Origin of the sequence: Pseudomonas sp. 3296 (genome assembly GCF_031456615.1) — a bacterium.
Lineage (GTDB): Bacteria > Pseudomonadota > Gammaproteobacteria > Pseudomonadales > Pseudomonadaceae > Aquipseudomonas > Aquipseudomonas mucoides.
In genome coordinates this window covers 291334-304037 of the sequence record NZ_JAVDUY010000005.1, presented here as the reverse complement: position 1 = coordinate 304037, position 12704 = coordinate 291334, and the positions used below count along the sequence as shown (strand labels likewise).

Sequence of the window (12704 nt, the reverse complement as noted above, 5' to 3'; positions counted from 1 at the left end):
TTCCCACGCGGAACGTGGGAACGATCCGGGTCAGGTTTCTTCACCTTCGGCCAGCAACGCAATCCCGCCAATAATCACCGCCACCCCCACCCAGTGCAGCCCGCTGATCTGCTCCCCCAACCCCAGCCACGACCCAAGCAGAACCCCGACAAACACCAATGAGCTCAACGGAAACGCCAACGACAAACTGCTGCGCCGTAAAATCAGCATCCACACAAAAAACGCGCCGATGCCGCAGCCCACGGCACTCAGTACACCGGGGTCGACCACCACGGCCTGGAGCCATTGCAGGGTGAACGTCATCTGCCCCAACTGATCGCCACCGACCTTGGTCGCAATCTGCCCGGCACTTTCCAGAACAATCAGCAGCGCCCACAGCACCACGGTACCGAGCCGCCCGTGCAGCCAATCCATCGGTCTGGAATCAGGCATGGCCGGCACACACGAGCATCACGCCCACCGTAATCACCCAAGTTGCCAGCCAGCGTCGGCGGCTGACGGTTTCGCCCAGCACCACGTTGCCCGCCAGCACCACGCCGCAATAGGCCAGCGCCCCGGCCGGGAACAACAGGCTCAGCGGGGCGCGGGACAAGGCTTCAAGCCAGACGAAAAACTCCAGCGTATAAGCGCCGATTCCGCACCACAGCAGCGGCGCGTTGAACACCTGGCCCCAGAAGGCGTTCAGCCGAAAACCGCCTTCGAGTTCTGGCAAACGGTCCAGGCCGAGCTTGAAACAGAGCTGGCCGATGACGTCCAGCACGATGGAAAAGGCGACCAGCAGGATGACGGTGAAGGTCAGGTAGGGATCTAGGATAGGCACGGTCAGGATTCACCCTTGGCGGACGCTCCCGGACACCGGGTTCATCAAACATGAAGGCCGGCCGAGAGGGCTGTGCGGGGTAAATGCAAGGGCCGGGCCAGTGAGCCTGATGGAGATCCCCTGTAGGAGGCGGGGTGTCAGGTGTGGAGGCGGACCCACACGGTGACGAGGATTGTTGCCGCGATCAGCCAACCCACCGCCGCCACGGCCAACGAAGCCTCCAATCGCATCCGGTCCACCATCACATACAACGTCGCGAGGTAGACGAAATACGGAATGATCGACCACATGCCAAACACGATGGTGGTCTTCAAGTCTTCCACCGAGCGCCCTTTGCCAACAATGAAATGCGCAATCAGGGCAAAGGTCGGAAACAACGGCACCAGCCCGGCGATGTAATAGTTTTTGGTCTTGGCCAGCGCCGCCAGAATCAGCACCACTGCCGCGCCCAACGCCGCTTTGAGCATCAAATCCATCAGTGGCTCAGCCCGTACTTTTTGACTTTGTCGAACAGCGTGGTCTTGGCCATGCCCAGTTCCAGGCTGGCCTGGGTCAGGTTGCCGCCGCTGCGTTGCAAGGCGTCGCCGAGCAAGGTGCGTTCGAAGGCTTCCACCGCTTCGGCGAACGCCAGGCCCTGATTGCTGCCACTGGCGCCGGTTTTCTTGAAGGCCGGCAGGCCGAGGGCGAAGCGTTCGGCGACGTTGCGCAGTTCCCGCACGTTGCCCGGCCAGTCGTGGCTCATCAGGTTCGACAGGGTCTGGTTGTCCAGTTCCGGCACGGCGCGATCAAAGCGCAGGGAGGACTGCTGCAGAAAGTGCTCGAACAATTGCAGGATGTCTTCGCGCCGTTCGCGCAACGGTGGCAGTTCCAGGGTCACCACGTTCAAGCGGTAATACAGGTCGCTGCGGAATTCGCCGGTCTTGCTGGTTTCGGCGAGGTCGGATTTGGTGGCTGCGATCACCCGGCAATCCACCGCCACGCTCTGGTTCGAGCCGAGGCGTTCGAGGGTGCGTTCCTGCAACACCCGCAGCAATTTGATTTGCAACGGCAGGGGCATGCTTTCGACTTCGTCGAGGAACAGCGTGCCGCCATCGGCGTGTTCGATCTTGCCGATTCGCCGCTTGCCGGCGCCGGTGAAGGCGTTGGCCTCGTGACCGAAAATTTCGCTTTCGAACAGGTTCTCCGGCAAGCCGCCGCAGTTCAGCGCGACGAATTGTTTGGTGTGGCGGCGACTGAAGTCATGCAGACAACGCGCGACCAGTTCTTTACCGGTGCCGGTCTCGCCTTCGATCAACACGTTGGCCGAGGTGTCGGCGACATTGGCGATCAACTCGCGCAAGTTCTGCATGGCCGGCGAACGGCCAATGATCCTGCCCTCCAGCGAGTCGCGCTCGGCCAATTGCCGGCGCAACGAAGACACTTCGCGGGCGAGGCTGCGTTGTTCCAATGCACGGCGTGCAACGTCCACCAGACGTTCCGGGGAGAAGGGTTTCTCCATGAAGTCATAGGCGCCTTTTTGCATCGCACCGACCGCCATGGAGATGTCGCCGTGACCGGTAATCAGCACCACCGGCAGGCTGCGATCACGGGCCTTGAGCCGGTTCAGCAGTTCCAGGCCATCGATGCCGGGCAGGCGAATGTCGCTGATGACAATACCGGCGAAGTTGTCGCCGACACGTTCCAGTGCTTCCTCGGCGCTGCCGACTCCAACGCAGGGAATGTCTTCCAGGGTCAGCGCTTGTTGGCAGCCGAGGAGCACATGAGGGTCGTCTTCGACGATCAGCACACTAAGGTCGTTGTTCATATTGGCTCGGCAGGAGTGGGGCTTACCAACGGTAAACTGAGGACGAAGGTGGTACCACCGCTGGCCGGGTGTTCGACACCCAAATGTCCGCCCGTGGCGGCGGCCAGGCTGGCGGACAGGGTCAGGCCGAGGCCCAGCCCCTGTTCGCCGGGTTTGGTGGTGAAGAACGGTTCGAACAGGTGCTTGCGTGCTTCGGCGTCAATGCCGTGGCCGTTGTCGCGCACGCGCAGGCGATATTTGCCATCGAATTCGTCGCCTTCCAGCCACAGTTCCGGCAACGGCTGGGCCTGCATGGCGTCGAGGGCATTGCCGATCAGGTTGACCAGAATCTGTTCGAGGCGGGTCTGGTCGATCTGCACCTGCACATCGGCAAACTCCCGATGCAGTTGCAGGTGAACACTTTCCACCCGACTGCCGAGCAGTTGCAAGGCCGCGTCCACGGCTTTGCCGAGGCAGGCCTGGCCTTTGTCGTCACCACGACGGGCGAAGGAGCGCAGGCTGGCGGTAATGCGGCCCATGCGGTCGATCAATTCGTTGATGGTCTTCAGGTTGGTGCTGGCGACATCCAGCTGACCGCGCTCCAGAAAACGCACGGTATTGCCGGACAAGGTGCGCAGCGCTGCCAATGGCTGGTTCAATTCGTGGGCAATGCTGGTCGACATCTGGCCGATGGCCGCGAGTTTGCCGGCCTGCACCAGCTCATCCTGGGCGCGGCGCAGCGTCTCTTCAGCCTGTCGGCGCTCGCGGATCTGACCTTTGAGCCGCTCGTTGCTGGCGCGCAGGTCGGTGGTGCGTTCGGTAATCCGACGCTCCAGTTGATTGTTGGCTTCCTGCAAGGCTTCCCGGGCGGCGAGGCGGGTGGCGATGACCTTGCGCCGCTCGTTCCAGGCAATCAACAGGAACGCCACCAGAGCGAAGGCCACCGCTACCAGAATCCCTTGATTGATCGCCTCGCGGCGCAAATCCTGCAGCGGCGTGAGCAGGGTGAAATTCCACGGCGTGTCGCTCAGGGGCCGGGTCTGGGCCAGGTAGCTGATGTCCTCTTCGTCGGACTCCACTTCGCTGTTGGCCGGGAAGGTCAGTTTTTCCACGCCTTCGGCCAGGGTTTCACGGGCCAGCGGTTGCAGTTCGTTCAATGGGAACCAGTAGTACTGAAGGCTGCGGGCGAGTTTTTCCTTGGTCTCGTCGCTCAGCGGCACGACCGACTTCAGGCGTCGCGCCGGATCGCTGGAGAGGATGATGATGCCGTTTTCGTCGCTGACGAACGCTTCGAGGCGCGCCCGCTGCCAGCGCTCTTCCATGGCTTCGAGACGCACTTTGACCACCGCGACGCCGATGATCTTGCCGTGTTCTTCCAAGCCGTGGGCGAGGTAGTAACCGGGCTCGCCGTTGGTACTGCCGATACCGTAGAAACGTCCCGGCTGGCCGCGAATGGCGTTCTGGAAATAGGCGCGGAAGGACAGGTCTTCACCGAGGTAACTGTCGACATCGCGCCAGTTGCTGGTGGCCATGACGCGACCGGTAGTGTCCATCACATAGATAGCCCGACTGCGGCTGCGCCGGTTCAGGCCTTCAAGGTAATCATTGACCGTTTGCCGGTGTTCCGGCGATGGGTCGGCCAGCAGTTTCGACACACTGGATTCGAGTTCCAGCAGGCTGGGCAGGTAGGTGTATTTGCTGATCTCACTCTCGACGGCGCGGGCGTGCAGTTCGAGCTGGCGCTGGCCGTTCTCGCTGAGGCTGCGAATGCCATAGTGTTCACTGATCCAGAAGCCGGCGTAACCCAGTCCGACCATCAGGGTGATGATCAGCGGCGGCAGGAACAAATGGCGAATCAGACGGGGTTTCACGGCGAGTGATGGCGGCGCTGCGCGATGGAGAGAGGGGTCGCATTTCATCACAGATGCCTTGGGTCAACCACAACACAAATCTTTGGATCATCACCAGCCCCCTGTAGGAGCACGGCTTGCCGGCGATGACATCCGCCAGGACGCCATCGCCGGCAAGCCGTGCTCCTACAGGGAGCGGTGTTTTCCTAGTGCTGCAGAATCTTGTTGAGGAAATGCTGTGTACGTTCGGCACGGGCGGTGATATCGCCGAAGAACTCTTCTTTCTGGCAGTCCTCGATGATTTTGCCCGCGTCCATGAAGATCACACGGTCCGCCACTTTACGGGCGAAGCCCATTTCGTGGGTCACGCACATCATGGTCATGCCTTCGTGGGCCAGTTGCACCATGACGTCGAGCACTTCGTTGACCATTTCCGGGTCGAGCGCCGAGGTCGGTTCGTCGAACAGCATGACGATCGGGTCCATCGCCAGCGCACGGGCAATCGCCACACGCTGTTGCTGACCACCGGACAGCTGGCCCGGATGCTTGTGCGCATGGGCGGACAGCCCGACGCGCTCAAGCAGTTGCAGGCCTTTCTGGGTCGCTTCTTCCTTGCTGCGGCCCAACACCTTGATCTGCGCGATAGTCAGGTTTTCGGTGATGGTCAGGTGCGGGAACAGTTCGAAATGCTGGAACACCATGCCCACGCGCGAACGCAGTTTCGGCAGGTTGGTCTTCGGGTCGGCGATGGACGTGCCATCGACCACGATGTCGCCTTTCTGGAACGGTTCCAATGCGTTGACGCATTTGATCAGCGTGGATTTGCCGGAACCGGACGGCCCGCACACCACGATCACTTCGCCTTTTTTGACCTCGGTGCTGCAATCAGTCAGTACCTGGAAGTCGCCATACCACTTGTTGATGTTCTTGATAGAGATCATACGGCAAACCTTTTTTGCAGACGCTTGACCAGCAGCGAGGCGGCAAAGCTGATTGTGAAGTACACGAGACCTGCGAAGATCAGGAACTCATTGGAGCGGCCAATGATGTCGCCGCTGGCACGCGAGGCGTTGAGGAAGTCCACCAGGCCGACCGCGTAAACCAGCGAGGTGTCCTGGAACAGGATGATGCTCTGTTGCAGCAACAGCGGGGTCATCTTGCGGAACGCTTGCGGCAGGATGATCAGACGCATCATCTGGCCGTACGTCATGCCCAGCGCCTGGGCTGCGCCCATCTGGCCCTTGGGAATCGACTGCACACCGGCCCGGACGATTTCGCAGAAGTACGCGGCTTCGAACATCATGAAGGCCACGATGCACGAGGCGAATGCGCCGATCGGGGTGTCTTCGCCGGTGATCCAGCGCAGCACAAACGGCACTGCCAGGTAGAACCAGGTGATCACCAGCAGCAACGGAATCGAACGGAAGTAGTTGACGTAAGCGCCGGCCAGGTTCGACAGCAGTTTGCTGTGGGACAGGCGGCACAGTGCCAGGATGGTACCGAGGATGATCCCGCCGATCACGCCCATGGCCATCAGCTGCAGGGTCATGACCATGCCGTTCCACAAACCCGGCAGGGAAGGGATGATGCCCGAGAAGTCGAATTCCATCATTTACCCCCTACGGAGATCAGGCCCGGTACGGCGACTTTCTTCTCGACCAGACGCATCAGCAGCATCAGGCTCATGTTCAGGGTGAAGTAGATCAGGGTCGCCAGGGTGAACGCCTCGAACAGGTTGGCAGAGAACTCGGCGGTCTGTTTGGTTTGCGCAAGCAACTCCATCAGGCCGATCAGCGAGGCCACGGACGTGTTCTTGAACACGTTCAGGAATTCCGAGGTGAGCGGCGGAATGATGATCCGGTAGGCTTGCGGCAGCAGCACATTCCAGTAGATCTGCGGCAGCTTGAACCCCATGGCGCGGGCCGCGGCTTCCTGACCTTTGGGCAGGGCCTGAATGCCGGTGCGCACTTGTTCGCAAACGCGAGCAGTGGTGAACAGGCCCAGGCAGACGACGACGCTGAGGAAAGCCGAGGTGGTCGGATTGAGGTCCTGTTTGTACCAGTCCTGCAGGTTTTGCGGTAGCAGATCGGGCACCAGGAAGTACCAGATGAACAGCTGAACCAGCAGCGGCACGTTACGGAAGAGTTCGACGTAGCAGGTCGCGATGCCCGATACGATGCGATTCGGCACGGTGCGCATGACACCCAGAATCGAGCCCAGTGTCAGGGCAATGATCCAGGCCACGATGGCGATGGCAATGGTCCAGCCCAAGCCGGCGATGTACCAGTCGAGATAGGTCTCGCTGCCAACGCCGGTGGACTTGAAGAACACGCCCCAGTCCCAGTTGTAATTCATTAGGGTCTCCCCTCAGATCGATCGATGTACAAGTGCCCGCCTGGGGAAGCTCCGTTCCCACCCGACTTGAAAGTCGGGCACACGCGACCGGCTCGACAGCCAACGGTTCGAGTGTTTCCAGAAATGCCAGCAGGGAGTGACAAACTCCTGGGAGGGCAGTGGCCCTCTCAGGAGATAAGGTTAGTCAGAAAATCAGGACTTCTTGTCGTCAGCCGCTTTATCGGTCGGATTGGCGATCAGGGCCTTGAGCTCGTCGCTCATCGGGAAGTTCAGGTTCAGGCCTTTAGGTGGGATCGGTGCCATGAACCATTTGTCGTAGATCTTGTTGATCTCGCCCGACTTGTAGGTGGCGATGATGGCGTCATCCACAGCCTTTTTGAACGGCTCGTCGCCCTTGCGGACCATGCAACCGTAGATTTCGTAGGACTGTGGAGTACCGGTGACGGCCCAGTCATCTGCTTTCTTGGCTTTGGCGGCTTCGCCTGCCAGCAGGGCGTCGTCCATCATGAAGGCAACAGCGCGGCCCGATTCCAGCATCTGGAAGGACTCGCCGTGGTCTTTGGCGGAGATGACGTTCATGCCCATTTGCTTGTCGGCGTTCATCGATTTAAGGATGCGCTCGGACGTGGTGCCGGCGGTGGTCACGACGTTCTTGCCTTTCAGGTCGGTGAAGTCTTTGTACGGCGAATCTTTCTTGGACAGCAGACGGGTGCCGATCTCGAAGATGCCGACAGAGAAGTCCACTTGCTGCTGACGCTCGACGTTGTTGGTGGTGGAGCCGCACTCGACGTCCACGGTGCCGTTCTGCACCAGCGGGATACGGGTCTGCGAGGTCACCAGGTTGTATTTGACCTGGAGGTTGGGCATGTCCAGGTCTTTCTTGATGGCTTCAACGATTTTCAGCTGGATATCGTGGGAGTAGCCAACCGGTTTACCGGAAGCATCCGCGATGTAGGAAAACGGAATGGACGCGTCACGATGCCCGAGGGTGATGACACCGGACTCTTTGATCTTTTTCAGGGTGCCGGTGAGTTCGGCGGCGAAAACCGGAGTGCTGATCAGAGCGGCAGCAATGGCTGCGCCCAGGATATGGGGAACGATGCGCATCAAATTTTCCTCGACATTGTTTTTTTTATGGAGCCAGTTCGTCGGCCCTTTTGTGCTTCGAATGCTGGCTGGCTCCTGAAGAGGCGCAACAGGCATTCGTCGAAGAAGTGTAGAGCATGACTCGTGCCAGGCCAGGCGAGATAGATCAACGTATTGATTTATAAGAGGATTAAATATTTATGGCGCTATTTTTCGCAAGGAATAGTCCGGTTAACCGAATCGACTGACGGGGCGCGTTCGGAAAACCGAACATCTTAAACTCCGTGCCAGACCGGCAAGCAATCAAATACGAATAACAGGTGCGACGGGGCGCACATCCGTTTCGTGCAGATACACCCATTGGACGTGGTCGTGCTGAACACGCAGGATCGCGAGCGAGATGCGCGCCGTTTCGACGTCATTCAGACGATGGGTTTCTTTGTAGCGCAGCGCCACGGTCACGCCTTCGTGCCAGACCGTGTGCAGATCGCTGATCATGATCTCCAGGCCTTTTCGGGCGCCCACCGCGCCTTTGAACAGCTGCTCGACCTGAACGCGTCCGATCACTGCGGCTGAAGTGGTGATCATGCTGAAGTGCTCGGCAAAGACCTCCATCAGAGGTGTAAGGCTCGCTTCACCGGCACCGTCTTCATCGGTAAACACGCGATGAATCAGTTCATGGACGTGATGAATACTGTGGTGTGCTTGTTCAACCAGGTTGTTGTTCATGGCATTCCTTTGGAGGGTTCAATTGGCTCATCTGAAACAGAGGGAACAACCCGATCAGCGCCGCAATAGCAAACGTCGCGTGGTAGGCCGCCGTGATGTCGAGCTGCTTGAGCAGAAGGTTGAAGATCATCAGAAACAGCGCGGCACCGAAGCTGAAGGACATCTGTCGGTTGATGTTCCAGATCACACTGGCCTTGTGTGTATCGCCCCCGGCAAAGTCCATCAGTGAAGTGGTCTGCGCGGTGTTGGCGCCGATGCCGCCGCCGATCCCCATCAGGCTGTACGCGATGAAGATTATCCAGAGATCCGATGGCGCATTCACCAGCATCAGCGTGGCGATGCCAGCGCTGTGCAGCAGCATGCCGAGGGTGAACAAGCGTTTGGCGCCGATCCGGTTGTAGACTCGACCGCAAATGGTCATCGCGATGAACGCGCCGATGGCGTAGAGAATCATGAACATTCCTGTCAGCCTGGCGCTGAACTGCAGGGTGTTCTGCAGGAAGAAAATGCTCATCAGGTTGACCCCGGTGAACACACCGGGAATCGCGTAATAGATGAAGATCGAGGTACTGAGCTTTTTACTTTTGAGCAGGCTCAGTTCGATGATCGCGTTGCCGCAACGGCGGTCGTGCCGCAAGTACAAAGCGATGAACATCAGGCCTGCCATTACACAGGCCAGCGCCGCCAGCGCCGGGTAGTCGCCGCCGTACAGTGACATGCCCATCAACAGGCTGGCGAGTGCAGCGCTGACCAGAAACAGACCTTTGATATCCGGACGTGGCAAGCTGCTCGGTTTGGTCTCCTTGATCCAGAACCACGACAGCCCGGCGGCGATCAGCGAAAACGGAATGTTGCTGTAGAACACCCAGCGCCAGGAGCTGCTGTCGACGATGATCCCGCCCACGGTCGGCGAAATCGCCGGCGCGATCAGTGCGACAGCCATCACCAGCGTGGAAATCTTCGCCCGCTGCTCGCCCTGAAACAGGTTGAATGTCAGCGCCTGGCCGACCGGGATCAACAAGCCACCGCCAACCCCTTGCACGAAACGCCAGATAACCAGTTCGTGGAAGCTGTCGGCCAATCCACACATCCATACCGATCCTGTGAACACGAGCATCGATGCGGTGAGCATTTCCCGGCTGCCAAAACGTCCGGCCAGCCAGGTGCTCACCGGAATGATCAACGTCAAACCGAGAATGTAAGCATTGGCGACCCACGCCACGGAAGCAGTACTGACTTGTAAAGTTGCCGATATACTTGGCAATGCCACGGCGGACATGAATATATTGATGCAGTCAATAAAGAAGCCGATCAGAAAAATGAGCGCGATTTTATAGCGATAGTTCATGTTGTATCCCCTTTGCCGTGCAGCATAGGGGCGATAGACTTGAAGTGTCGATATGACGATGCTTAAAACAGTGTTTGACAGGATTTAACAGTGAGCCATATCACCATGCACTCTCATCTTAATCGGGTTCAGACATTTCTCGTGGTGGTCGATTTTGGTTCTTTTACCAAGGCTGCGAATTACCTGGGTATCAGCAAGGCCATGGCCAGCCTGCATGTCAAGGCGCTGGAGGAGGTGCTGTCAGCGACCTTGTTGATCCGCAATACGCGCACTATATCTCTGACTGAAATAGGTCAGGATTTTTATGAAGAGTTCAAGAGGATTGTCGCGGATATCGATAATGCCTTTGATCATGTATTGGAAGGCAATAATCGGGTGTCCGGAAAGTTGCGTATAAGTTCAACCAGTGAGTACGGTGAGAAGTTTATTCTCCCGCTGATATCGTTGTTCTCTGAGCATTATCCGGAAATCCGATTGTGTTATAACTTCAACTCTTCCCTGAATGATCTGGTCGCCGAAAAGCTCGATCTGGTTATCCGGCTGGGCAACTTGGCAGACTCGGCATTCAAGAGTCGCAAGCTGGCGGACTATGAAATTGTACTGGTGGCCACGGAAACGTTTCTCGCTCGTTATCCTGTGCGTGAACCACAGGACCTGAGCGCTGTGCCGTGGATCGCCAACAGCAATCTGCAGGGGCCAACGCAGTGGGTTTTTCGCGACGGCGAAGGGCTGAATGTCGAGATTGGAGGGACCAGCCATTTTGAATCGAACTCCTCTACGGCAATTCGCTCGATGACATTGTCGTCGCTGGGCGTGTCGGTCTTGCCGGCGTGGGTGGTCGAAGAGGACATCGCCGACGGGCGTCTGGTGCGGTTGTTGCCGGCGTATTCGCTGCCTTCGCAATCGATCAACGTGGTGTTCCCCAATACCCCGCATCTGCCGCACAAATCACGGGCCTTTATTGATTTTCTACTGTTGCACCTGGCGAGCTGAACACCCTCAGCAAAAAAGCCCCCGAATCTCAGGATTCAGGGGCTTTCGTTTAAGCCGCCAAAAAATCAGGCCGCTTCAATCTTGCTGCGGTTCTGTTCGACCTTGCTCAGGTAGTCCGCCAGCTTCTGCTGTTCGGCAGCGGTGGTAAACAACCCGAGTTTGCTGCGACGCCACAGGATGTCATGCGCGATGGTGGCCCACTCGTCGCTGCACAGGTAATCGACTTCGCGGGTATACAGGCCACCGCCGATGTGTTCACCCATGTCACTGAGGTTCTGTACGCCTTCGAGCATGCGCCAGGTGCGGCTGCCGTAAGTCGTGGCCCAGCGGCGGGCGATCTCGGTCGGTACCCAGTCATACTTGTCGCGGATCAAGGCGCACAGGGCTTGCGGGGTGGTCATGTCTTCGCCGCCCGGCAGCGTGGCGTTGGCGGTCCAGCTTGGCTTGATGTGGGTGAAGTACGGCGCCAGTTGTGCCAGTGCCGATTCGGCCAGTTTGCGGTAGGTGGTCAGCTTGCCGCCGAATACCGACAGCAATGGTGCTTCTTCGCCAGTGCCCGACAGCGCCAGGGTGTAGTCGCGGGTGACAGCCGACGGGTTGTCGGATTCGTCGTTGCACAGTGGGCGCACACCGGAATAGCTGTGGAGGATATCGTCGCGGCTGATCTGCTTCTTGAAGTGGGCGTTGACCACTTTGAGCAGGTAATCGGTTTCGCCTTCGGTGATTGCCACTTTGGCGGGATCGCCGGTGTACTCACGGTCGGTGGTGCCGATCAGGGTGAAGTGGTTCAGGTACGGAATGGTGAAGACGATGCGCTGATCTTCGTTTTGCAGAATGTGCGCGTGTTCGCCTTCGTACAGCTTCGGCACGATCAGGTGGCTGCCCTGGATCAGGCGGATGCCGTACGGCGACTCCATCTTCAGGTCGTCACGAATGAACTTGGCCACCCATGGGCCGGCCGCATTCACCAGGGCCTTGGCGCGGATCGAAAACAGGCTGCCATCGGCGCGCTCCAGGTGCAGGTGCCACAGGCCTTTGGTGCGGCGAGCGCTGACACAGCGGGTCTGGGTGTGAACGTGGGCGCCTTTTTCGCGGGCGGCCATGGCGTTCAGCACAACGAGGCGCGCGTCATCGACCCAGCAATCAGAGTATTCGAAGCCTTTGGTGATTTCGCTTTTCAGTGCGCTGTCCGCACCGAACTTGAGGCTTTTCGAGCCTGCCAGTTTTTCCCGTTTGCCGAGGTGGTCATACAGAAACAGGCCGGCGCGAATCATCCATGCCGGACGCAGGTGCGGGCGATGTGGCAACACGAAGCGCATCTGCTTGACGATGTGCGGCGCCTTGGCCAGCAGCACTTCGCGTTCGGCAAGGGCTTCGCGCACCAGGCGGAATTCGTAATGTTCGAGGTAGCGCAGGCCGCCATGGATCAGCTTGCTGCTGGCTGAGGACGTGTGGCTGGCCAGGTCGTCCTTTTCGCAAAGGAACACCGAAAGACCGCGGCCGGCGGCATCCGCTGCAATCCCTACGCCATTGATCCCGCCACCGATGACGGCGATGTCGTAGACCTCAGCGAGAGGGGGCGTAGGCAAGGTGGAAGTGGGCATCGGCTGGCCTCGGTGCTTGTATTATGTATTTGAATTCGAACATTAATGTTCATTTGCGAAAATGGTAGCCCATAAAGACGCCCACAGCCAGCTAACTTCGATTGAAAAAACTGATCGAAGGGCGGTTAAAGGAAAA

Annotated in this window: 13 protein-coding genes; 1 reads left to right on the top strand and 12 read right to left on the bottom strand. The window is 58.7% G+C overall.

Features of this window, described 5'->3' with window-relative positions; translation table 11 throughout:
* Positions 1-30 precede the first annotated feature (30 nt).
* From J2X66_RS15470 to J2X66_RS15420, 11 genes are all read right to left on the bottom strand, one after another.
* Complete coding sequence (locus tag J2X66_RS15470) at positions 31-432, bottom strand: transporter (RefSeq protein WP_310265779.1); 402 nt, start codon at positions 430-432, stop codon at positions 31-33.
* Positions 425-799: a transporter gene (locus J2X66_RS15465; protein WP_310266208.1), complete on the bottom strand. Its 375-nt coding sequence runs from the start codon at positions 797-799 to the stop codon at positions 425-427. The genes J2X66_RS15470 and J2X66_RS15465 overlap by 8 nt, the downstream gene beginning before the upstream one ends.
* Before the next feature lie 158 nt (positions 800-957).
* On the bottom strand, positions 958-1287 hold the full coding sequence (locus tag J2X66_RS15460; protein WP_310266206.1) for a GlpM family protein: 330 nt from the start codon (positions 1285-1287) through the stop codon (positions 958-960).
* Between the two features lie 8 nt (positions 1288-1295).
* A complete protein-coding gene (locus J2X66_RS15455) occupies positions 1296-2624 on the bottom strand; it encodes a sigma-54 dependent transcriptional regulator (protein ID WP_310265778.1) in 1329 nt (442 codons plus the stop codon).
* Positions 2621-4522, bottom strand: a complete 1902-nt coding sequence (locus J2X66_RS15450; RefSeq protein WP_310265775.1) for a sensor histidine kinase — start codon at positions 4520-4522, stop codon at positions 2621-2623. The genes J2X66_RS15455 and J2X66_RS15450 overlap by 4 nt, the downstream gene beginning before the upstream one ends.
* A 137-nt stretch (positions 4523-4659) precedes the next feature.
* Positions 4660-5394 (bottom strand): amino acid ABC transporter ATP-binding protein, encoded by a 735-nt coding sequence (locus tag J2X66_RS15445; RefSeq protein ID WP_310265772.1) that lies wholly within the window; start codon positions 5392-5394, stop codon positions 4660-4662.
* Positions 5391-6062, bottom strand: a complete 672-nt coding sequence (locus tag J2X66_RS15440; protein WP_310265769.1) for an ABC transporter permease subunit — start codon at positions 6060-6062, stop codon at positions 5391-5393. The genes J2X66_RS15445 and J2X66_RS15440 overlap by 4 nt, the downstream gene beginning before the upstream one ends.
* Complete coding sequence (locus J2X66_RS15435) at positions 6062-6808, bottom strand: amino acid ABC transporter permease (RefSeq protein ID WP_027922827.1); 747 nt, start codon at positions 6806-6808, stop codon at positions 6062-6064. Before J2X66_RS15435 ends, J2X66_RS15440 begins: the two co-directional genes overlap by 1 nt.
* A gap of 192 nt (positions 6809-7000) precedes the next feature.
* Complete coding sequence (locus J2X66_RS15430) at positions 7001-7915, bottom strand: glutamate/aspartate ABC transporter substrate-binding protein (protein ID WP_310265767.1); 915 nt, start codon at positions 7913-7915, stop codon at positions 7001-7003.
* A 282-nt stretch (positions 7916-8197) separates the two neighbouring features.
* Complete coding sequence (locus tag J2X66_RS15425) at positions 8198-8623, bottom strand: DUF4440 domain-containing protein (RefSeq protein ID WP_310265765.1); 426 nt, start codon at positions 8621-8623, stop codon at positions 8198-8200.
* Complete coding sequence (locus J2X66_RS15420) at positions 8604-9971, bottom strand: MFS transporter (RefSeq protein WP_310265762.1); 1368 nt, start codon at positions 9969-9971, stop codon at positions 8604-8606. Before J2X66_RS15420 ends, J2X66_RS15425 begins: the two co-directional genes overlap by 20 nt.
* Before the next feature lie 105 nt (positions 9972-10076).
* On the opposite strand from J2X66_RS15420, the gene J2X66_RS15415 reads away from it, so the two are divergent.
* Complete coding sequence (locus tag J2X66_RS15415; RefSeq protein WP_310266205.1) at positions 10077-10964, top strand: LysR family transcriptional regulator; 888 nt, start codon at positions 10077-10079, stop codon at positions 10962-10964.
* Positions 10965-11029: 65 nt separating this feature from the next.
* On the opposite strand, the gene glpD is transcribed toward J2X66_RS15415, so the two are convergent.
* Positions 11030-12568: a glycerol-3-phosphate dehydrogenase gene (glpD, locus tag J2X66_RS15410; protein ID WP_310265760.1), complete on the bottom strand. Its 1539-nt coding sequence runs from the start codon at positions 12566-12568 to the stop codon at positions 11030-11032.
* Positions 12569-12704 lie beyond the last annotated feature (136 nt).

Bases quoted from the DNA above. Each gene is read 5' to 3' on its own strand.
- J2X66_RS15470 (WP_310265779.1), bottom strand. From the start codon at position 432: ATGCCTGATTCCAGACCGATGGATTGGCTGCACGGGCGGCTCGGTACC.
- J2X66_RS15460 (WP_310266206.1), bottom strand. From the start codon at position 1,287: ATGCTCAAAGCGGCGTTGGGCGCGGCAGTGGTGCTGATTCTGGCGGCG.
- J2X66_RS15455 (WP_310265778.1), bottom strand. From the start codon at position 2,624: ATGAACAACGACCTTAGTGTGCTGATCGTCGAAGACGACCCTCATGTG.
- J2X66_RS15450 (WP_310265775.1), bottom strand. From the start codon at position 4,522: ATGAAATGCGACCCCTCTCTCCATCGCGCAGCGCCGCCATCACTCGCC.
- J2X66_RS15445 (WP_310265772.1), bottom strand. From the start codon at position 5,394: ATGATCTCTATCAAGAACATCAACAAGTGGTATGGCGACTTCCAGGTA.
- J2X66_RS15440 (WP_310265769.1), bottom strand. From the start codon at position 6,062: ATGGAATTCGACTTCTCGGGCATCATCCCTTCCCTGCCGGGTTTGTGG.
- J2X66_RS15435 (WP_027922827.1), bottom strand. From the start codon at position 6,808: ATGAATTACAACTGGGACTGGGGCGTGTTCTTCAAGTCCACCGGCGTT.
- J2X66_RS15430 (WP_310265767.1), bottom strand. From the start codon at position 7,915: ATGCGCATCGTTCCCCATATCCTGGGCGCAGCCATTGCTGCCGCTCTG.
- J2X66_RS15425 (WP_310265765.1), bottom strand. From the start codon at position 8,623: ATGAACAACAACCTGGTTGAACAAGCACACCACAGTATTCATCACGTC.
- J2X66_RS15420 (WP_310265762.1), bottom strand. From the start codon at position 9,971: ATGAACTATCGCTATAAAATCGCGCTCATTTTTCTGATCGGCTTCTTT.
- J2X66_RS15415 (WP_310266205.1), top strand. From the start codon at position 10,077: ATGCACTCTCATCTTAATCGGGTTCAGACATTTCTCGTGGTGGTCGAT.
- glpD (WP_310265760.1), bottom strand. From the start codon at position 12,568: ATGCCCACTTCCACCTTGCCTACGCCCCCTCTCGCTGAGGTCTACGAC.